We start from the raw sequence: 20,809 nt of genomic DNA, 5'->3' as shown, positions 1-20,809 counted from the left end.
CCTTTTTTATCATCTTTGGAACACACACAGTCCGTGCGCAGGTCCCTGCCAGACAGCCGTAATCACTGGATTATCCTCTCCAGCAAATGGAGGAATAGCGCGCCATTCCCCTTCAGGTAAAACGATATCTGTTACCTCAAGCGTGGCGTTTATTGCGATCAGAAAACGACCCGACAGCAAGATTTGCATCTGTTTCGGTCCGTTTTGCCACTCATCCGCACTCAAGGGTTGTGCGTACTGATTAAGCCACTGAACATTGCCGTCGTTCTCTTCCCACCAGTTATCCCGGGTTAATGCAGGGATCTTCTGGCGAAGATGAATCAACGCGGCAGTGAACAGGGTTAACCCACTGTTCGCTTGCTGCCAGTCCAGCCAGGTTAAGGCATTATCCTGGCAGTAAGCGTTGTTATTGCCATGCTGGCTGTGACCATGCTCATCGCCCGCAAGCAACATCGGCGTCCCCTGAGAGAGCAGTAACGTCGTCAACAGGGCATGAATACTGTCGCGCCGCCGTTCAATCAGGTCTAACGTACCGCCTAATCCTTCTTTACCATGATTGTTACTATAATTGTTGTTGGTGCCGTCGCGATTTTCCTCACCGTTTGCCTCATTATGTTTCTGATTGAAACAAACACAGTCTCTGATCGTAAATCCGTCATGGGCAGTAACCAGATTTACTGTTGCGCTGGGTTTACGGCCATTGCGTTTAAATACATCGCTGGAGGCGGCAAAACGCTGCGCAAAATCACCCGGAGACAAATTGCGTTGCAACCAAAAACGCCGGGCCGCGTCGCGGAAATGATCGTTCCACTCGGCAAACGGTGGCGGGAAATTACCGACCTGATATCCCCCTTCACCAATATCCCATGGCTCAGCAATCAGCTTAATATTAGAAAGCAACGGGCAGTTTTTGATGGCGTTAAACAGCGGCGCATCCTGACGAAACGCAGGCGTACGCCCCATGACGGAGGCCAGATCAAAACGAAAACCATCAACATGGCACGTCTCAACCCAGTAGCGCAGGCACTCGCACGCATACTCCACCACGCCGGGATGGCTTAAATTGAGCGTATTACCACAGCCGGTCCAGTTGTGGTAATCGCCATCCTCCTTAATCCAATAATAGCTACGGTTGTCGATTCCGCGCAGAGAGAAGAACGGACCGTCGAGATCCAACTCCGCACTATGATTGAGAACAATGTCGAGAATGACTTCAATACCGGCTTTATGCAGCGCTTTCACCGCGTCGCGAAATTCATCGAGCGCAGTCTCCGGGGAGCAGGCATATGCCGGATGAAGCGAGAACATCGCCATGGGGTTATAGCCCCAGTAGTTCGACAGCCCCAGCCGTTGTAAACGCGGTTCACTGGCGAAATGCACCACTGGCAACAATTCCAGCGCGGTGATTCCCAACTGTTTGAAATACGCCACCATCACCGGATGACCGAGCGCCTTGTAGGTGCCGCGTATCTCCTCCGGGATCCCCGGATGCAAATACGTCAGCCCCTTCACGTGCGCCTCGTAGATCACCGAATTGCCCCACGGCGTGCGCGGCGGGGCATCGTCTTCCCAGTCATAATGGTCGGCCACCACCACGCATTTTGGCGCGAAGGCGGCGCTGTCACGGCGATCCGGTGCGTCATATCCGCCATGCAACTCGGGATGATCTTTCAGATCGCCTTCCACCCGGCGGGCATAAGGGTCAATCAGCAATTTCGCCGGATTGAAAAGCAACCCCTGCTCAGGTTTCCACGGACCATACACACGATAACCGTAACGCAGACCGGGTCTGGCATCGGCCAGATAACCATGCCAGACATCGCCGCTCCGCCCCAGTAGCTCATACCGCTGCTCGCCCCCCTGCGCATCGAAAACACACAGTTCCACGCGCGCGGCATTCACCGAAAAGAGCGTAAAGTTAACGCCACGACCATCGTAAGTTGCACCATGCGGCGTGGCGTTACCGATGGCCAGTTGGCTCATTCCCCCTCCCGCATCAGCCAGATGGTGGCTAACGGCGGCAAGGTTAGGCTCAGTGAGTGCTGGCGACCGTGACTGGCAATTTCATCGCTTTGTACGGCTCCGCCATTGCCGGTATTACTGCCGTGATAGTGCATGGAGTCGGTATTCACTATCTCGCGCCATTTCCCCGGCTGATTAATGCCGAAGCGATAGCCAGGACGTGGGACCGGCGTAAAGTTGCTGGCGACAATAATTTCGTTACCGGCTTTGTCCCGACGGGCAAAAATCAGCACCGAACGTTCGTTGTCGTCCACCACCAGCCATTCGAATCCATACCCATCAAAATCAACCTCATGCAGCGCTTTATGGTGACGGTAGGTGTGGTTCAGATCGCGGACCAGGCGCTGGACGCCGTGGTGCCAGTTGTCGCCGCCTTCCAGCAGATGCCAGTCAAGGCTGGCGTCGTGGTTCCATTCGCGTCCCTGGGCAAACTCGTTGCCCATAAACAGTAACTTCTTACCAGGGAAAGCCCACATCCAGCCGTAATAGGCACGCAGGTTGGCAAATTTCTGCCAGGCGTCGCCGGGCATGCGATCAAGAATGGATTTTTTGCCGTGGACCACTTCGTCATGCGACAGCGGCAGAACAAAGTTTTCGGTGTAGTTGTACAGCATGCCGAAGGTCAGCTTATCGTGATGATACTGACGATGGACCGGATCCAGCTTCATATAGTCCAGCGTGTCATGCATCCAGCCGAGGTTCCATTTGAACCAGAAGCCCAGCCCCCCCATGTCCTGCGGACGAGAAACCCCTGGAAAATCCGTAGACTCTTCCGCCATACTGACCGCGCCGGGCACCTGTTCGCCCAGAATACGGTTGGTATTGCGTAAAAATTCGATCGCTTCGAGGTTTTCGCGACCGCCATACTCATTGGGGATCCACTCACCTTCTTTGCGGCTGTAATCGCGATAAATCATCGACGCGACGGCGTCCACGCGCAGCGCATCAATCCCGAAACGTTCAATCCAGTACAGGGCGTTACCGACCAGATAGTTACTGACTTCGCGGCGACCGTAGTTGTAGATCAGCGTGTTCCAGTCCTGATGGTAGCCTTCGCGTGGGTCGCTGTGTTCGTAAAGGTCGGTGCCGTCAAACTCCGCCAGGCCAAAGTCGTCTGACGGAAAATGCCCCGGGACCCAGTCGAGAATGACGTTCAGCCCCGCCTGATGTGCGGCATTGACGAAGTAACGGAAGTCGTCGCGCGTACCAAAACGACGCGTCGGCGCATACAGGCCGGTAGGCTGGTAGCCCCAACTGCCGTCAAACGGGTGTTCATTAATCGGCAGTAACTCAATGTGCGTGAAGCCCATCCACTTCACGTAAGGAATCAACTGGTCTGCCAGCTCACGATAGCTGAGCCAGAAATTATTGTCGGTGTGACGACGCCAGGAGCCGAGATGCACCTCATAAATGGAGATCGGCGCGTCGAACTGATTGGCCTGTTTGCGTGCCTCGCTCTGGACGACCTTTTCCGGCAAACCGCAAATGAGCGATGCCGTCTCCGGGCGCATTTGCGCCTCAAACGCATAGGGGTCGGCTTTAACGCGCAGGCGGCCATGTGCGTCGATCATTTCATATTTATACAGCTGGCCATTTTGCGCGCCGGGGATAAACAGCTCCCAGATGCCGCTCTCTTTGCGCAGCCGCATTGGGTGGCGACGACCGTCCCAGTAGTTGAACTGCCCGACCACCGAGACGCGCCGGGCGTTTGGTGCCCAGACGGAGAAACGCGTACCGGTAACACCGTCCATCGTATCCGCATGCGCCCCCAGAGTTTCATACGGACGCAGATGGGTGCCTTCAGATAATAACCAGGCATCCATTTCCTGGATCAAAGGGCCAAAGCGATAAGGATCATCAATCAGATTCTGTTGCCCATGCCAGACAACAGCGAGTTGATAGCGGAAGACATTTTTACGCCGGGGCATTACGCCGCAGAAAAAACCACGTGAGTCGAGGCATTCCAGATTGCCGACTTTACGCCCGGTTTTAGGTTCAATCACCCACACTTCGGTGGCGTCAGGTAATAGGGCCCGGACCTCAAGGCCAGCGTCAGTTTGATGCATACCGAGTACGGAAAAAGGATCCGCAAAGTGGCCTGCAATAAGCGCATTAATCACGTCTCTATCGATACGAACGGACATGGTTGTCATCCTGTTTTATGGTGTCGCCCCTTCCAACTGATCTTCGACATCAGGTAGCGACACTTCTTTGACCTGAACGGCGCAGCACAATGTGCATCCTTTCTGCTCCGTCCTACCTCCAGGCAAGGTCTAAATACGCACCGTATTTAGCCACCCTTAAAGAATAGCCAATGCTTTATCTAACTCCTGGTAAATAATGAAACATCGCGTTTACTCCTGTATTACGCAAAAAAGGGGTGACTCAGCACCCCTGTATATTTAACACACTGTTAGGCCAACTGACGCAGCATTCTGCGCAGCGGTTCTGCAGCGCCCCAAAGCAGTTGATCGCCGACGGTAAAGGCTGACAGGAACTCGGGTCCCATATTCAGCTTACGCAGACGCCCTACTGGCGTGGTTAGCGTGCCGGTAACGGCCGCCGGGGTTAACTCACGCATGGTAATTTCACGATCGTTGGGTACCACTTTCGCCCACGGGTTATGAGCCGCCAGCAGTTCTTCCACGGTCGGAATAGACACATCTTTTTTAAGTTTAATGGTGAACGCCTGGCTGTGGCAGCGCAGCGCGCCTACGCGCACGCACAGGCCATCAACCGGGATCACAGAAGCGGTGTTGAGGATCTTGTTGGTTTCCGCTTGTCCCTTCCACTCTTCACGGCTCTGGCCGTTATCAAGCTGTTTGTCGATCCACGGGATCAGGCTGCCCGCCAGCGGTACGCCAAAGTTATCCACCGGCAGATCGCCGCTACGGCTCAGGGTGGTGACTTTACGTTCGATATCGAGAATCGCAGAAGAAGGGGTCGCCAGTTCCTCGGCCACATGACCATACAAATGGCCCATCTGGCTCAGCAGTTCGCGCATATGACGCGCACCGCCACCGGAAGCGGCCTGGTAGGTCGCGACAGAAACCCAGTCAACCAGATCGTTGGCGAACAGGCCGCCAAGCGACATCAGCATCAGACTCACGGTGCAGTTACCGCCGACGAAGGTCTTAATGCCTTTGTTTAAGCCGTCGGTGATGACATCCTGGTTAACCGGGTCGAGAATGATGATGGCGTCGTCTTTCATACGCAGTGAGGAAGCGGCATCAATCCAGTAACCCTGCCAACCGCTTTCACGAAGCTTTGGATAGATTTCGTTGGTATAATCGCCGCCCTGACAGGTCACAATGATGTCGAGCGCCTTCAGCGCTTCCAGATCAAACGCGTCCTGAAGCATGCCGGTGGAGGTCGCACCAAACGTCGGTGCCGCCTGCCCGAGCTGGGAAGTAGAAAAGAAAACAGGGCGAATGGCGTCGAAGTCGCGCTCTTCAACCATGCGTTGCATGAGTACAGAGCCGACCATACCGCGCCAGCCGATAAAACCAACATTTTTCATAGCGTTTTTTTCCTGCAGAGATGTGTGCTGTGTATGTGTGCCAGTATCCTGGGGCACATCCTTCACCATACAAAAAGCAGCCAAAGTCGCAAGTGAAATTAATCAATGATAGCGAAGCCATCAGTAATGCGACTTATCCCGCTGCGCAAACAAGCAGAAAGTCCGTATTGATTATCTGGGAATTTGACTTATGAATGAAATCATTTCGGCGGCAGTTTTGTTGATCTTGATTATGGATCCACTCGGAAATCTGCCCATTTTCATGTCCGTACTGAAACATACCGAACCCAAACGCCGACGCGCAATTATGGTTCGCGAGCTGTTCATTGCGCTGTTGGTGATGCTGATATTCCTGTTTGCGGGCGAGAAAATTCTGGCATTTCTTAACCTGCGTGCAGAAACCGTGTCGATCTCCGGCGGTATCATTCTGTTCCTGATCGCCATCAAGATGATTTTCCCCAGCGCCACCGGGAATAGCGCCGGGCTTCCGGCGGGTGAAGAGCCGTTTATCGTACCGCTGGCGATCCCGCTGGTTGCAGGCCCAACTATCCTGGCATCGTTGATGCTGTTATCGCACCAATACCCGAATCAGATGGGGCATCTGGTGATTGCCCTGCTGATCGCCTGGGGCGGAACATTTGTGATTTTGCTGCAATCGTCACTGTTTTTGCGCCTGCTGGGCGAGAAAGGGGTTAACGCGCTGGAGCGTCTGATGGGGCTGATTCTGGTGATGATGGCGACCCAGATGTTCCTGGATGGCGTTCGGATGTGGATGAAGGGGTAACATTGTGCCGGGTGGCGCTACGCTTACCCGGCCTGCGGTCTGAATAGGTGCGCGGATCCAGGCCCGGTAAGCGCAAGCGCCACCGGGCAACGGCCTGAATAGGTGCCCGAATGTAGGCCCGGTAAGCGTAGCGCCACCGGGCAATCAACACCATGAATGTGTTTTTAAGAAACACCTCAAGCATTTAAGTCGCTGAAAAAACGTATTTTCATTTCTGCGAAACGCCTTCCGGAATGCCCTCTTGTCAGCCTCGCGGATAAGCATTATCTTCTCGCTGCACCTGCAAAATCAGGTGCCAGAATTAGCCTTCTGAAAATCATACTGGCGACATATACTCCTATGTCGTGCGACCGGTTTCGTCTCAATGGCGGACCGGGCGGGGGCGTCGTAAGACGCGCCGGTATCCAGTATGACCGGTAAGGCTAACTCCGCTCGGTTCCGCCACCCGCGAGATTAGCCTCTCCGGTGGTGGTTTAAATAAAACATACTGGAGGCTGCCTTATGGCTACTACCCCTCTCTTTTCACACGCTTTATTTACCCTGCCCTTTAGCCATGCCACGGATTTCACCGAGCTGGCGGATAACTGCGAGCGTTTTGTCGAAGGGCTTGTAGAATGTCATGACCCGGTTGAAAAACTGGCGATTTGCGCGCGTCTGTCGGCCTGTCTCGCGTTATTGCAACCGACGCTGACGGAACCCGTACCGCAACACCTGCAAGCCAGCCTGACGGTGGAAACATTACCGACCCGTTCTCCCCTATTCGAGCCTGAACCCGATCAAATGGGACGTTACTGCCAGTTATTAACTCTCTTACTGATGAGCAAAACGCTTTCTGATGATATGGAACGGGTTGCAGGTGATTTGCTACAGGATCTGGTGGGGTATTTCGCCGATACGCTGAAAGCGCCGCGTTGGTTGAAAACCGAGAATGGTGTGGTGATGCTGTAAAAAAGCCGGGTGGCGCTCGCGCTTACCCGGCTTACGGTCTGAATATATGCACGAATCCAGGCCCGGTAAGCGCAAGCGCCACCGGGCATCGGACTCAGCTCAGAAGCTGGAACGCAATCATACCGACAATCGCGCCGACGGTGCCGAGGATGGTTTCCATCATCGTCCAGGTCTTCAACGTTTGTGCTTCGGTCGCACCGGTAAACTTACCGAACAGCCAGAAACCGGCGTCGTTAACGTGACTGACCACGATTGAACCACCCGCGATGCAGATAGACAGAGCCGCCATCTGCGCACCAGAGAAATTCAGTTGTTCAATCACCGGCATCACCAGACCCACCGCCGTTAGGCAGGCTACGGTAGCAGAACCCTGAATGATACGGACCGCCGCCGCCAGCACGAAGCAGGTAATGGCAATCGGTAAGCCCATACCGGTCAACGCTTCGCCCAAAGCAGGACCCACGCCAGAATCGACCAGTACCTGTTTGAACACGCCGCCTGCACCAATCACCAGCAGGATAATCCCCGCCGGTTGCAGCGCATGGCCGCAAATTTCCATCACTTTGTCTTTCGGCATGCCCTGACGCATTGCCAGGCCATAAATCGCCACCAGACACGCCACCAGAATCGCGGTGAACGGATGACCAATAAATTCAAACCATTGGTAAGCGTCAGACCCGACCGGCACAAAGCGTGCCGCGATGGTTTTAAACCCGACCAGTACCAGCGGCAGCAGGATCAGCGACAGGCTAAAGCCAAAGGACGGCATTTTGCCCTCGCCCAGATGCGGTTCGGTAATGTCATCAGGAATATTCAGCTCGACATAACGGCTGATGAAATTGCCCCACAGCGGCCCGGCGATAATCATGCCTGGGATTGCCGCGCACAGGCCAATCAGGATCATCCAGCCAAAATCGGCGTGCATTTGAGAAGCCAGCAGCATCGGCGCAGGCCCCGGCAACAGAAATGCGGCGGCGGCAGCCACACCCGCAAACAGCGGGATCACCAGCTTCACGAGGTTGGTGCCGGTGTGACGCGCCATAGAGAACGCGACGCTAATCAGCAGGACGATCGCCACCTCAAAGAATAGCGGCAGCGCGCAAATCAGACCCGCCAGACCAATCGCATAATGCGCCCGGCTGTGGCCGAAAGATTTGAGCATTTTGACGGCGATCTGATCGACCGCCCCCGTCTCATGCAAAATCTTGCCGAACATGGCTCCCAGGGCGACCACAATCGCCAGGAAGCCCAGGGTTCCCCCCATTCCCTTTTCCATCGTCGCTGCGATTTTGTCGAGCGGCATTCCGGAAAAGAGACCTGCACCAATAGACACCACCATCAAAGCAACGAAGGCGTGCATACGCGCCTTCATCACTAAAAACAACAGCAGTAAAACAGACCCTACTGCTGTTAAAACAAGCGTTAATGTACTCACTACTTACTGCCTTTGTTAATAACCTCAACGGTGCTTGCGACAACACCTTCCAGTGGCTGATCGATATTTACCACCAGGACATCGCTCTCGTCAGCGCCCGGTTCTTCCAGTGTTTCAAACTGGGTCACCAACATCTGCGTTTTAAAGAAGTGGCCTTTACGCGCCTTCAGGCGGTTTTCGATCACTTCAAAGTCCCCTTTCAGATAGATGAAAGAGAGGTTCGGGTTACCGTCGCGCAGCAGGTCACGGTAATGTTTTTTCAAGGCGGAACAGACGATCAGCGAAACCTTGTTGGTGCGCTGCATCGCGAACGCAGCATCATTCAGCGCCTGTAACCACGGTTTACGGTCGTCGTCATTCAGCGGCTCGCCGGACGCCATTTTCGTGATGTTGCAGCGCGGATGGAGAAAATCGCCATCAAGAAACGCGGCATTCAGTTGATGCGCCACTTCGCTGGCGACAGCGGATTTGCCGCTGCCTGATACGCCCATCAGAACGTAAACGTGGTGATCATGGTTAGTCGTGCTCAAAGTGGGCCCCCACAGTACAAGGTTCAGAGAATTGTTACGGGTAACTGTTATCGGTAACATTGTCCGGCCGGACAAATAGAGAAGCAATATCCATTCGTGCCAGAAGTGAATAAGTGTGAGCTACTTCAAACTTGTTGGGCTAAATAGATCCGCCCGGTGACAAGGTGAAACCTAAATCTAACATTTTAGGTGTCACTGTTTCGCCACGAATGCGCGCCAGCAGACGTTCTGCACCAATGCTGCCCATTCGCTCACGTGGCGTGAGTACGCTGGCCAGACGGGGTTCCATCACCTGACCGATATCATGTCCGTGGAAACCGGCGATCGCTATATCATCAGGAATTTTGAGGCCTAAACGCTGGCACTCAAACGCCGCACCGACAGCCAGGTCATCGTTGGTACAGAACACGCCATCCAGTTGCGGATATTCGCGTCTTGCCTGACGAATCAGCTCAATACCGGCAGAGTAAGAGGAAGACTGTTCCACCATCACGCTGTAAGGCACCAGACCAGCATCCAGCATCGCCTGTTCGTAGCCCTTCTGTTTGATGATAGTACGTTCGTCGAGACGCGCCCCCAGATAGGCGATATGGCGATGCCCCCGCGCGATAATCGCGGCAGTCATCTGGCGCCCGGCTTCAAAGTTGTCAAAACCCACCGCAATGTCCAGGCACGGAGACTGGCTGTCCATCAGTTCGACAACCGGAATACCCGCCACCTCAATCATCTTCAGGGTACGCGCCGTGTGGGTACGCTCAGTGAGGATCAGGCCATCGATGTTCCACGACAGCATCGATTCCAGACGCTCCTGTTCCATCTCAGGTTTATAGCCATAGTGCGCCAGCATTGTCTGATAACCGTGAGCATCAGTAACGCTTTCAATTCCGCGTAATACTTCAGCAAAAACCTGGTTGGTGAGAGAGGGTAACAGCACGCCGATTGCACGGCTGGTGGCGTTAGAAAGGATATCAGGAGCACGATTGGGAATATAACCCAGTTCATCAAGTGCAGCAGCAATTTTGCCCCGCAGCGCAACAGAGACCTGCTCTGGATTACGCAAAAAACGGCTGACCGTCATTTTGGTCACGCCCACGCGGTCGGCCACATCCTGAAGTACGGGTCTTTTCTTTTTCATCGTCCTGAAAGGTACAAAAAGGGGATCATTCCCCCGAGTTTATCACGGACTTGCAAAATTAATGACAAACGATGAAGGCCGGATGGCAACGCTCACGCGTCTTATCCGGCCCAGGTAAAGTGATGACGTGTATTTTTATACTGGCGGCAGATCAAACAACAACACTTCGCTGTCGCTGTCGGCATGAATAGAGATTGCCTGCTCATCCCAGATTGCCAGACCGTCGCTGGTCGACGCTTTGGTGCCATTAATGGTGACATTACCTTTCACCACCTGGATCCAGACGCGACGCTCTGCGGAGATCTGATGCACTGACTGCTCATCTTTCAGCAACGCCCAGCGATACAGTTCCATATCCTGATACACCTTCAGCGAACCGTCACGCGCATCCGGCGACAGGACCAGTTGTTTGCCCTGTACGGCGTCAAAGCGACGCTGTTCGTAGCGTGGCGTAATCCCGTTTTCCTGCGGCATGATCCAGATCTGATACAGATGCAGCTTCTCAGTGTCGCTCGGGTTGTACTCCGAGTGACGGATCCCCGTCCCGGCGCTCATGATCTGAAATTCGCCCGCTGGAACCTGCTCTTTATTGCCCATACTGTCCTGATGCTCAACCGCGCCTTCCAGAACATACGTCAGGATTTCCATGTCTTTATGGGGGTGAGTTCCAAAGCCCTGACCGGCTTCAATCACGTCATCGTTGATGACACGCAGCGCCGAGAATCCCATAAAGTTCTCGTCGTAATAGTTGGCAAACGAGAAGGTGTGCCAGGAATCCAGCCAACCATGATTGGCGTGGCCACGGTCGTTTGCTTTACGTAAGTAGATCATTGTATTCACCCCCAGATGTTTTCGATGGACTCAGTGTGGACCCAATCCTTCTGTGATCATAGAGGGTGAAAATTGACTCCTCTGTTCAAAAATTATGAACAAATACAGAGGAGGCGATTTTACTTATCTGGCGAGGGTAATCGTCGCTGGAGAAGCCTGCTCGAATGCGCGTTCGAGGATTTCCAGGTTAGTGAGAACGTCAGATTCCTTGACGTAGTTCGGTTTGCCGGTGGTTAACGTCTCATACAACGCATCATAGACGCGTCCATAGTCACCGAACTCTGGCGTCATCTCTTCTCTTACGGTGATTCCGTCTTCGTTCACATACTCCAGCCGACCAACCGAATCGTCAGCCGCAAATCCGGGTTCGCCGGGCATGATATTGGCCTTCAGGCTGGTTTCCTGCTGGTCGATACCATATTTCACAAACGAGCCTTTCGTCCCGTGGACGATAAACTTCGGATACTCGATTTTCACCAGATGACTGGTTTTGACGATGGCTTTGAGGTTGCCGTAAAAGAGCTGCGCTTCAAAGGTGTCATCCGGGTTAGCGCAGTTGCGCACGCTACGGATGTCGTAGGCCACATGATTTGGTCGGCCAAACAGCGAGATGATTTGGTCCAGGGTATGCACGCCAAGACCGTAAAAAGCGCCATCCTGCGGTAAACCGGGTTTGGTTTCCGCCACCGGGCGGTAATAGTCAAAGTGACTTTCGACTTCCACGATGTCGCCCAGTTTGCCGCTTTCGATCGCTTTTTTAGCGGTCAGGAAACAAGAATCAAAGCGACGATTCTGGTACGGGGTAACGGTCAGCCCTTTGCTTTTCGCCAGTTCAAACAGCGCTTTCGCTTGCGCCAGCGTCGGGGTAAACGGTTTTTCAACCAGCACGTTCTTCCCGGCTTCCAGCGCGCGCCTGGCGTAATCGAAGTGGCTGTCAGCGTGGGTACATACGACCACCAACGTCACCTGCGGATCGTTAAACACTTCATCGAGATCACTGGTGAAATGGATGTGGGAGTACTGCGGGTGCTGCTCCTCCGGCTTCGCGCTGCGACGATAGATATGTGCAACGTGCCAGCGGTCTTTACGATGGAGGACATACGGTAGGTGGTAGCGAGTGGTACTTTTACCGAACCCGATGAATGCGCAGTGTAAGGTCATGAAAGCGTCCTTTTGACGGTGATTGCATACACCATAGCGCAAAGCGGAGAGGGACAAAACATTGAACGTTGTAGGCCGGATAAGCGCCAGCGCCATCGGGCTACAGCCGTGCAGCGCCGGATGGCGGCGTTGCCTTATCCGGCCTACAAAACACAGATGCCCACACACCACTTTCACAAATGCCCGCGCCTCGGGCGTCAGTGGCGCAGGCAGATTATTCACAGCCTGCGCGCAGCAACCGGAGCGTACTTAATGTACGTGAGGATTATTCGCTTCGCTCACCCCTTCGGGACCGCACTAAAGTGCGTTCAAAACGCAATGCGTTTTGTGCGAGCACAGCCCGGGATTAAGCTGGCAAGCAAACTAGCCCGAAACACACTAAAAAAAAAGCCAGCGATACGCTGGCTAAAATAATACTGGAAGCAATGTGAGCAATGTCGTGCTTTCAGGTTCTCCGCATGGGTTTCCCTGAACGCACGGCAATAATAATCATTATCATTCGCACTTGTCCAATACTTTTTGCAAAAAAAGACGGTTGACTCAAATTTCAAAGTCAATGATGTTTAACAGGACATTTACCCCACAGAGGACGAAGGAATGAGTGACATTGTGATACGCCATGCAGAACCGAGAGATTACGACGCAATCCGTCAAATCCACGCCCAGCCAGAGGTGTATCACAACACGCTACAGGTTCCTCATCCATCCATGGAAATGTGGCAGGAGCGACTAGCCGATCGCCCCGGCATCAAACAACTGGTTGCCTGCATTGATGATATTGTGGTGGGGCATCTCTCCATTGCGGTCGCCCAGCGCCCGCGCCGTAGCCATGTCGCCGATTTTGGTATTTGCGTCGGTGCGCAGTGGCAAAATCGCGGCGTCGCCAGTGCGCTGATCCGTACCATGATCGACATGTGCGACAACTGGCTGCGGGTGGATCGCATCGAGTTAACGGTGTTTGTCGATAACGCCCCGGCGATCGCGGTGTACAAAAAGCAGGGATTCGAGATTGAAGGCACCGGGAAGAAATACGGTCTGCGCAATGGTGAGTATGTGGATGCGTATTTTATGGCGCGGGTGAAATGATGTTTGCCCGGTAGGCGTAGCGCCACCGGGCATTTCAAATCAATATCCTGCCGTTAAATCATCGACTGAACGCGGGTCTGACGCGCCATACAACGCGCCATCCGGTCCCACCATAATGCTCTGGGTGCTGCCCATCGCCTCTTTCAGCACGACTTTCTGCCCCTTTTGTTCCAGCAATTTGACGGTATCCGGGCTAAACCCTTTCTCCACGCGCAACTCATCCGGTAACCACTGATGATGGAAACGCGGCGCATTGGTTGCTTCAGCGACGTTCATTCCGAAATCGACACTGTTGACCACCATTTGCAGCACAGTCGTGATAATTCGGCTACCGCCAGGGCTGCCGGTCACCAGCCAGGTTTTGCCGTCTTTCACCACGATGGTTGGCGACATGGACGACAGCGGGCGTTTCTTCGGCCCCACCGCATTGGCATCGCCGCCCACCAGACCGTAGACGTTTGGCACCCCCGGTTTGGCAGAAAAGTCGTCCATCTCGTTATTGAGCAGAATCCCGCTGTTTCCGGCCACAATCCCGGTGCCAAACGTGGTGTTCAGGGTGTAGGTCACCGCCACGGCGTTACCGTCTTTATCCACCACTGAGAAGTGAGTGGTCTGGTTACTTTCGTACGGTGCAAGTTTACCCGGTTTTATTTCGCTGGACGGCTTAGCTTTATTGATATCTATCTGATCAGCAATGGATTTTGCATACGCCTTATTCGTCAATGCCTGCCACGGCACCTTCACAAAATCCGGGTCGCCGAGATATTCCGAGCGATCGGCATAGGCATGTTTCTCGGCTTCCGCCATCACCTGCATGGCGTCCGCGCTGCCGAATCCGTATTTCTTCATATCGAAGTTTTCAAGGATATTAAGGATCTGCACGATATGAATACCGCCGGAGGATGGTGGCGGCATGGAGAAGACCTGATAGCCACGATAGTCGCCGCCGATCGGCGTGCGTTCCACCGCTTTATAGGCCGCCAGATCGTCTTTGGTCATCAACCCGCCGTTCTTCTGCATCTCTTGTGCAATCTGGTCTGCTATCGCCCCTTTATAAAAGGCATCCGGGCCGTTTTCCGCAATCAGTTCCAGACTTTTGGCCAGATCTTTTTGCACCAGTTTGTCACCCTTTTTCAGCGGCTCGCCGTCCTTCCAGAAAATCGCTTTACTGTTCTCATGATTAGGGATCACTTCGCTGCCGTAGGTTTTCAGATCGTCGGCCAGCGCATCGTTAACGATGAATCCTTCTTCCGCCAGTTTCATTGCCGGGCGCACCACTTTGTTCAGCGGCATCGTGCCGTATTTCTCCAGCGCCAGCGAGAAGCCCGCGACAGTTCCCGGCGTACCGGAAGCCAGATGCGAGGTCAGCGATTTATTGCTGTCGGGATTGCCCTGATCATCGAGGAACATGTCACGGGTGGCACCGGCAGGCGCCATTTCACGAAAATCGATCGCCGTGGTATTACCGTCTTTGGTGCGCAGCAGCATAAATCCGCCACCACCTAAATTACCGGCCTGCGGATGGGTGACGGCCAGCGCGTAGCCCACCGCCACTGCGGCATCCACGGCGTTACCGCCCTGCTTAAGAATATCGACCCCCACCTGGGTGGCCATCGCATCCACTGAAGCCACCATCCCCTGCGTCGCCCGCACAGGATGGAACACATCCTCTTCAACGCCGTATGACACCGGAGATGGCGCTGGCGGCGCAGCAACAACACTAAAGCAGCTTCCTGACAGCAGAGCAGCAAGCGCTACCCGGCGAAAAAACGTCGGTTTCATCATTATGATTCTCCAGAAGTTCCGGGGTCAGCCCCCCACTAATCCTGGTGCATAACTCTGAAATAACCATCGTTACGGTAAGAAAGGAGTAAACTTAAGAGATCCCCCCAGAGGAGGAAAGACGATGAAACGGTTCTTAATTTTAACGGCGCTGCTGCCGTTTGCTGTTTTTGCACAGCCCATCAACACCATGAATAACCCGAACCAGCAAGGTTATCAGATACCCAGTCAGCAACGCATGCAGACGCAAATGCAGTCGCAGCAAATCCAGCAGAAAGGGATGCTCAACCAGCAGTTGAAAACACAAACTCAGCTTCAACAACAGCATCTGCAAACGCAGATGAACAATAACACCCAGCGAGTCCAGCAAGGTCAGGTACGCGAACAACCGTTACCGAATACCAACGGCGGTATGCTGAACGGCGGAACAGTTCAGGACAGCGGTCAGCAACATATGCTGCCGCAGCGTCAGAATGGCGATATGCTTAATAATTCGCAGCGGTAAAGTCCGGACCAATAACGTCGATCGCATCGGTGCAGATGCAGTTCACCCCCCAGCGCAGCAATTGTGCGGCGCGCTGGGGTTTGTTGACGGTGTAGACCAGAATCTTCAGCCCCGCCTCGCGCAGACTTTCGACCCGCGCTTCATTCAGCAGATGATGATTAAGATGAATGGAGACGCACTCCAGTCGCGTGGTCAGCTCACGCCAGTCGTCACGCCACTCATCCAGCAACAGGCCACGCGGTAGTTCCGGCGCAGCCTGCTGTGCGGCTTCCAGCGCATCAATTTCAAACGAAGAGAGTAGCGGTGGCGTCATATCCGCCCACAGCGCGCGCGCTGCCAGCGCCACCACTTTTCCCGTCAACGGCCCGGTGCCGGTGGTGGGTTTGATTTCGATATTGGCCATCATGCCGTATTTCCGACAGCGCTCCGCCACCTGTGCAAGCAACGGCAACGGTTCGCCTTTGAACTCGCCGCTGAACCAGCCGCCCGCATCCACGCGCAAGAGGTCCTGCCACGCCAGCTCACCCGCCACGCCCCAGCCGTTGCTGGTACGCTCGAGATTGTCGTCATGCAGCAGGAAGATTTCGCCGTCTTTCGACAATTTAACGTCAAATTCGATCATGGTGTGCCCATAACGCGCCCCCACGTCAATGGCCGCCAGGGTGTTTTCCGGAGCCAGTTTGCCGCCGCCGCGATGGGCTGCAACGTGGGGGTAAGGCCAGTTACTCATAGTCGTTGTCCTGTTTCACCATCAAAAAGATGCAAATGATTGTCCGGCAGATGGAGCCACAGCGTGTTGCCTGCGGTTGGGCGCTCCTGATGCGCGAGGCGCACCACCAGCTTCTGCTCGCCCCAGCGACCATGCGCAAGGTTATCCGCGCCCAGCATCTCCAGCGTCTCCACCACCAGCGGCACGCCGCCTTCTGCCTGCGAGCTTAGCGCAATATGCTCCGGGCGGATACCGAGGGTCATTTTACGCCCGGCATGTTGGCGATGCGCGCCGTTAAGCGGCAGTGCGAGGCCGCCTTCCAGTTCAAAGTGAGTGCCTTCGCTGTTTAGTCGCCCCGCCAGCAGATTCATCGCGGGACTGCCGATAAAGCTCGCCACAAACAGACTGGCGGGCTTCTCGTACACCTCAACCGGCGTATCGATCTGTTCGGCGACCCCGTTATTCATCACCATCACCCGCTGGGCGAGGGTCATCGCTTCCACCTGGTCATGAGTCACATACAGCGAGGTGGTTTTCAGGCGGCGGTGCAACTGTTGCAGTTCAAGACGCATCTGTACGCGCAGTTTGGCATCGAGGTTAGAGAGCGGCTCATCAAACAGGAACACCGCCGGGTCACGCACGATGGCGCGCCCCATCGCCACACGCTGGCGCTGTCCACCGGAAAGCTCGCGCGGGCGGCGTTTGAGCAAACCGTCCAGTTCCAGAATGCGGGCGGCCTCTTTAACGCGTTCGGCAATCTGACCTTTGTCCATTCCGCGGATCTTCAGCCCCCACGCCATGTTCTCCTCCACGCTCATATGGGGGTAGAGCGCGTAGTTCTGGAACACCATCGCAATGCCGCGATCTTTCGGCTCCAGTTCGGTCACACACTGACCGTCGATCCAGATATCGCCGCTGGTCGCCCGCTCCAGCCCAGCCACCATCCGCAGCAGCGTCGATTTCCCACAGCCGGAAGGCCCCACCATCACGATAAATTCACCGTCAGCCACTTCCAGCGTCAGCGGTTTAATGACCTGGGTTTTGCCATCCCAGCTTTTGGTTACTGCCTGTAACGTTAATCCCGCCATCTTATTTCTCACTGTCCACTAAACCGCGTACGAAGGCACGCTGCATCACTAAAACAACCACCACCGGCGGGATAAGCGTTAACAACATCGCCGCCATCACATGATTCCATTGAGTCGTGCCTTCGCCGGTGGCGATCATCCCCTTAATACCCGCCACGGCGGTGCCGAGATCAACATCGGTGATAATCAGCAGCGGCCACAGATACTGGTTCCAGCCGTAGATAAAGGTGATCACGAACAGCGCTGCGAGGTTGGTTTTCGACAACGGGAAGACAATGTCACGAAAGAAGCGCATCGGCGAAGCGCCGTCGATGCGCGCCGCTTCCACCAGCTCATCCGGCAACGTCATAAAGAACTGGCGGAACAGAAAGGTCGCGGTGGCCGACGCCATCAGCGGCAGCGTCAGACCGGCGTAGCTGTCGAGCATTTTCAGGTTGGCGATCACTTCTACCGTCGGGAAAATACGGACTTCAACCGGCAGCATCAGGGTGATAAAGATCATCCAGAAGAACAGGTTACGCAGTGGAAAACGAAACCAGACGATAGCGAACGCCGAGAGCATCGAAACCGTGATTTTGCCCACCGTGATGCTGAACGCCATCACAAAGCTGTTGAGCATCATCCGCCAGAACGGCGCGCTGTTCACACCGACGCCGTTGATCCAGATGGTGTGCATATTTTCCAACAGATGCCTGCCGGGGATCAGCGTCATCGGCGCGGCAAACACCGCCTGGTCATCCAGCGTCGCCGCCACAAACGCGACATACAGCGGGAAGAGGATCACCGCGATCCCCAGAATCAACATGGTATGGCTGAATATTGTCAGCCACGGACGGTTCTCAATCATTGGTAGCGCACCTTACTTTCGACATAGCGGAACTGCACCACCGTCAGCACAATGACAAGGAACATCAGCACCACCGACTGCGCGGCGGAAGCTGAGAGATCCAGCCCGGTAAAACCTTCACGGTAGATCTTATAGATAAGCGTCGTCGTCGCCTGCACCGGTCCCCCGGCGGTGGCCGCGTCGATCACCGGGAAGGTGTCGAAGAAGGCGTACACCAGATTGACCACCAGCAGGAAGAAACTCACCGGCGCAATCAGCGGCAGGGCGAGCTTAAAGAAGCGGCGAATCGGGCCTGCGCCATCAATGGCCGCCGCTTCGATAAGCGATCGAGGAATGGATTGCAGCGCGGCATAGAAGAAGAGGAAGTTGTAACTAATCTGCTTCCAGACAGAAGCGAACACCACGAGGAACATCGCCTGACCGCTGTATTGCGCGTGGTTCCAGTCGTAACCAAACTCGGCGAGAAAATGGGTGATCAGTCCGCGACCGGGGTTAAACAGGAAGATCCACAGCACGGCGGCCACTGCGGGCGCAACAGCGTAGGGCAGCAACATCAAGGTTTGATAAATACGGCTACCGCGCACGATATACTCCACCAGCGCGGCGAAGAACAGCGAGACCAGCAGGCCGCTGACGGTGACCAGGGTGCTGAATTTTATCGTCGTCCAGAAGGAGTCGAGATAGTAGCTGTCATGAAACAGCGCGACGAAGTTCTCCAGCCCAACGAACCGGCTGGAGAAACCAAACGGATCGACGCTTTGTAGGGAATACCACAGCGCTTCACCCGCAGGCCAGATAAAGAAAATAAGGGTGATAACCAACTGCGGAGCGACCAACAAATAGGGCAACCAACGCGAGCGGAACACCGGACGGGATGAAGACATAAGGGGTTGATTCCTGAACAACGCCGGATGACGCTACGCTTATCCGGCCTACAGGTTCGTGTAGGCCGGGTAAGGCGAAGCCGCCACCCGGCATTTCACTCATTAAGATTTCGTTGACTGTTCAAAACGACGCAACAGCTGATTTCCGCGCTCAACGGCGGAGTCCAGCGCCTGCTGAGGGGTTTTCTTGCCGGTCCACACGCTTTCCAGCTCTTCATCCACAATGGTGCGGATTTGCGGCATATTGCCCAGACGCAACCCTTTGGTGTACGGCAACGGCGGTTTGTTCAGCATCTGACGCGTCGCGATATATGAGCCAGGGTTCTTATCGTAGTATCCCTGTTCGCGGGTCAGGTCATACGCTGCGGTGGTGATCGGCAGATAGCCGGTCTTTTGGTGCCACTCAGCCGCATTTTCCGGCTGCGCCAGGAAGTTGAGGAATTTCGCCACACCGGCGTAGGTCTCTTTGTCTTTACCCTGCATCACCCACAGGCTCGCCCCGCCAATGATGGCGTTCTGCGGCGCGCCTTTCACATCACCATCGTATGGCATCATGCCGACGCCGTAATTGAATTTGGCATATTGACGAATGTTGGCAAGCGATCCGGACGAGGCCGTCGTAATGGCGCAATCCCCGTTGTAGAACTTCTCGGTGGACTCATCTTTGCGACCCACGTAGCTGAAATCGCCCTTCTTGTTCATCTCCTGCAGCAGCGCAATATGTTTCACCTGCTCCGGTTTGTTGAACTCCAGCACCGCGTCCGCGCCGTCAAAACCATTGTTTTTAGTCGCAAAGGGTAAACCGTTCCAGGCGCTGAAGTTTTCCAGTTGGATCCAGCCCTGCCAGCCGCTGGCGTAACCGCACTTCATGCCCGCCGCTTTCAGCTTCTCGGTATAAGCCGCCAGATCCTGCCAGGTTTTCGGCGGCTGCTCCGGATCTAAGCCCGCTTTTTTGAAGGCATCTTTGTTGTAGTAGAGCACCGGAGTCGAACTGTTGAATGGCTGTGAAAGGAGGTGCCCGCTTTTACCATCGGTGTAGTAACCGGAAACCGTCGGCACAAACTGCGATTCATCAAAGCTGATGCCCGCATCTTTAAACACTTCATAGACCGGTTTAATCGCCTTCGACGCCATCATGGTGGCGGTGCCGACTTCATAAACCTGCAAAATCGCCGGGGCGTTACCGGTACGGAATGCTGCAATACCTGCACTCAGGTTTTGCTCGTAGTTACCCTTGTAGACAGGAACCACTTTGTAATCCGGATTGGCAGCATTGAAACGTTGCGCCAGAGAATCAACTTCTTTACCTAACTCCCCTTCCATTGAGTGCCAGAATGGAATAGAGGTCACTGCCAGTGCCTGGCCAGCCAATGCCAGGCTGAGCGCCAGTCCTAAGGCTGTATGTCGTAACGGTTTCATTGATTATCTCTCTTGTTGTTTCGAATGCGCGATTTCACGCGTTTTATGTTCGCGGAAGTAACATGACATGCTCGAATTACAAAAAAATAACGTTTTGATTACAAAAAAAGATAGTAAGGCGTC

At 54.6% G+C, this 20,809-nt stretch carries 18 protein-coding genes; 4 read left to right on the top strand and 14 right to left on the bottom strand.

Going from position 1 to position 20,809, the window contains the following annotated elements:
• Window positions 1–9: 9 nt before the first annotated feature.
• The 3 genes from glgX to asd form a co-directional block, all read right to left on the bottom strand.
• Window positions 10–1,983, bottom strand: coding sequence for a glycogen debranching protein GlgX (gene glgX / locus AC07UY_RS05865; RefSeq protein ID WP_494700825.1), 1,974 nt, complete (start codon window positions 1,981–1,983; stop codon window positions 10–12).
• Entirely contained in the window at window positions 1,980–4,166 is a 2,187-nt protein-coding gene (gene glgB, locus AC07UY_RS05860; protein ID WP_203359709.1) for a 1,4-alpha-glucan branching enzyme, read from the bottom strand. The genes glgX and glgB overlap by 4 nt, the downstream gene beginning before the upstream one ends.
• Window positions 4,167–4,435: 269 nt before the next feature.
• Window positions 4,436–5,542, bottom strand: coding sequence for an aspartate-semialdehyde dehydrogenase (gene asd, locus AC07UY_RS05855; RefSeq protein WP_276293612.1), 1,107 nt, complete (start codon window positions 5,540–5,542; stop codon window positions 4,436–4,438).
• A gap of 190 nt (window positions 5,543–5,732) precedes the next feature.
• Here asd and yhgN point away from each other — a divergent pair, with 190 nt between their 5' ends.
• Together yhgN and AC07UY_RS05845 are read left to right on the top strand one after the other, a co-directional pair.
• Entirely contained in the window at window positions 5,733–6,326 is a 594-nt protein-coding gene (yhgN, locus tag AC07UY_RS05850) for an NAAT family transporter YhgN (protein WP_192614255.1), read from the top strand.
• 501 nt (window positions 6,327–6,827) lie between these two features.
• Complete coding sequence (locus tag AC07UY_RS05845) at window positions 6,828–7,274, top strand: hypothetical protein (protein WP_494659710.1); 447 nt, start codon at window positions 6,828–6,830, stop codon at window positions 7,272–7,274.
• A 94-nt stretch (window positions 7,275–7,368) separates the two neighbouring features.
• Here AC07UY_RS05845 and gntU read toward each other — a convergent pair whose 3' ends face one another.
• The 5 genes from gntU to AC07UY_RS05820 all read right to left on the bottom strand — a co-directional run bounded on the left by gntU (window position 7,369) and on the right by AC07UY_RS05820 (window position 12,366).
• Window positions 7,369–8,709 (bottom strand): gluconate transporter, encoded by a 1,341-nt coding sequence (gntU, locus tag AC07UY_RS05840; protein ID WP_192614253.1) that lies wholly within the window; start codon window positions 8,707–8,709, stop codon window positions 7,369–7,371.
• Window positions 8,709–9,239 (bottom strand): gluconokinase, encoded by a 531-nt coding sequence (gntK, locus tag AC07UY_RS05835; protein ID WP_203359706.1) that lies wholly within the window; start codon window positions 9,237–9,239, stop codon window positions 8,709–8,711. The genes gntU and gntK overlap by 1 nt, the downstream gene beginning before the upstream one ends.
• A gap of 139 nt (window positions 9,240–9,378) precedes the next feature.
• Window positions 9,379–10,374 (bottom strand): gluconate operon transcriptional repressor GntR, encoded by a 996-nt coding sequence (gene gntR, locus AC07UY_RS05830; protein ID WP_494659709.1) that lies wholly within the window; start codon window positions 10,372–10,374, stop codon window positions 9,379–9,381.
• 135 nt (window positions 10,375–10,509) lie between these two features.
• Window positions 10,510–11,205 carry a quercetin 2,3-dioxygenase gene (yhhW, locus tag AC07UY_RS05825; protein WP_494700826.1) on the bottom strand — a complete coding sequence of 232 codons (696 nt, stop codon included), beginning with the start codon at window positions 11,203–11,205 and terminating at the stop codon, window positions 10,510–10,512.
• 123 nt (window positions 11,206–11,328) lie between these two features.
• Complete coding sequence (locus AC07UY_RS05820; RefSeq protein ID WP_494700827.1) at window positions 11,329–12,366, bottom strand: oxidoreductase; 1,038 nt, start codon at window positions 12,364–12,366, stop codon at window positions 11,329–11,331.
• Between the two features lie 597 nt (window positions 12,367–12,963).
• Here AC07UY_RS05820 and yhhY point away from each other — a divergent pair.
• The gene (gene yhhY, locus AC07UY_RS05815; protein ID WP_494659706.1) at window positions 12,964–13,452 is read left to right on the top strand and encodes an N-acetyltransferase; all 489 of its coding nucleotides are present in this window, start codon (window positions 12,964–12,966) and stop codon (window positions 13,450–13,452) included.
• Between the two features lie 39 nt (window positions 13,453–13,491).
• On the opposite strand, the gene ggt is transcribed toward yhhY, so the two are convergent.
• Window positions 13,492–15,237, bottom strand: coding sequence for a gamma-glutamyltransferase (gene ggt / locus AC07UY_RS05810; RefSeq protein WP_494659705.1), 1,746 nt, complete (start codon window positions 15,235–15,237; stop codon window positions 13,492–13,494).
• Window positions 15,238–15,358: 121 nt separating this feature from the next.
• Here ggt and AC07UY_RS05805 point away from each other — a divergent pair, with 121 nt between their 5' ends.
• A complete protein-coding gene (locus AC07UY_RS05805) occupies window positions 15,359–15,739 on the top strand; it encodes a DUF2756 family protein (RefSeq protein ID WP_494659704.1) in 381 nt (126 codons plus the stop codon).
• On the opposite strand, the gene ugpQ is transcribed toward AC07UY_RS05805, so the two are convergent.
• From ugpQ to ugpB, 5 genes are all read right to left on the bottom strand, one after another.
• The gene (gene ugpQ / locus AC07UY_RS05800) at window positions 15,720–16,469 is read right to left on the bottom strand and encodes a glycerophosphodiester phosphodiesterase (RefSeq protein WP_301700421.1); all 750 of its coding nucleotides are present in this window, start codon (window positions 16,467–16,469) and stop codon (window positions 15,720–15,722) included. The genes AC07UY_RS05805 and ugpQ overlap by 20 nt on opposite strands.
• On the bottom strand, window positions 16,466–17,536 hold the full coding sequence (locus tag AC07UY_RS05795; protein ID WP_494700828.1) for a sn-glycerol-3-phosphate import ATP-binding protein UgpC: 1,071 nt from the start codon (window positions 17,534–17,536) through the stop codon (window positions 16,466–16,468). The genes ugpQ and AC07UY_RS05795 overlap by 4 nt, the downstream gene beginning before the upstream one ends.
• A 1-nt stretch (window position 17,537) precedes the next feature.
• Window positions 17,538–18,383 (bottom strand): sn-glycerol-3-phosphate ABC transporter permease UgpE, encoded by an 846-nt coding sequence (gene ugpE / locus AC07UY_RS05790; RefSeq protein WP_203359697.1) that lies wholly within the window; start codon window positions 18,381–18,383, stop codon window positions 17,538–17,540.
• On the bottom strand, window positions 18,380–19,267 hold the full coding sequence (gene ugpA / locus AC07UY_RS05785) for a sn-glycerol-3-phosphate ABC transporter permease UgpA (protein WP_203359696.1): 888 nt from the start codon (window positions 19,265–19,267) through the stop codon (window positions 18,380–18,382). The genes ugpE and ugpA overlap by 4 nt, the downstream gene beginning before the upstream one ends.
• Window positions 19,268–19,369: 102 nt before the next feature.
• Window positions 19,370–20,686: a sn-glycerol-3-phosphate ABC transporter substrate-binding protein UgpB gene (gene ugpB / locus AC07UY_RS05780; protein WP_494700829.1), complete on the bottom strand. Its 1,317-nt coding sequence runs from the start codon at window positions 20,684–20,686 to the stop codon at window positions 19,370–19,372.
• Window positions 20,687–20,809: the final 123 nt, after the last annotated feature.

This window comes from Citrobacter sp. GW821-FHT02E08 (assembly GCF_059421685.1).
This window is presented reverse-complemented; position numbering and strand designations above follow the sequence as displayed.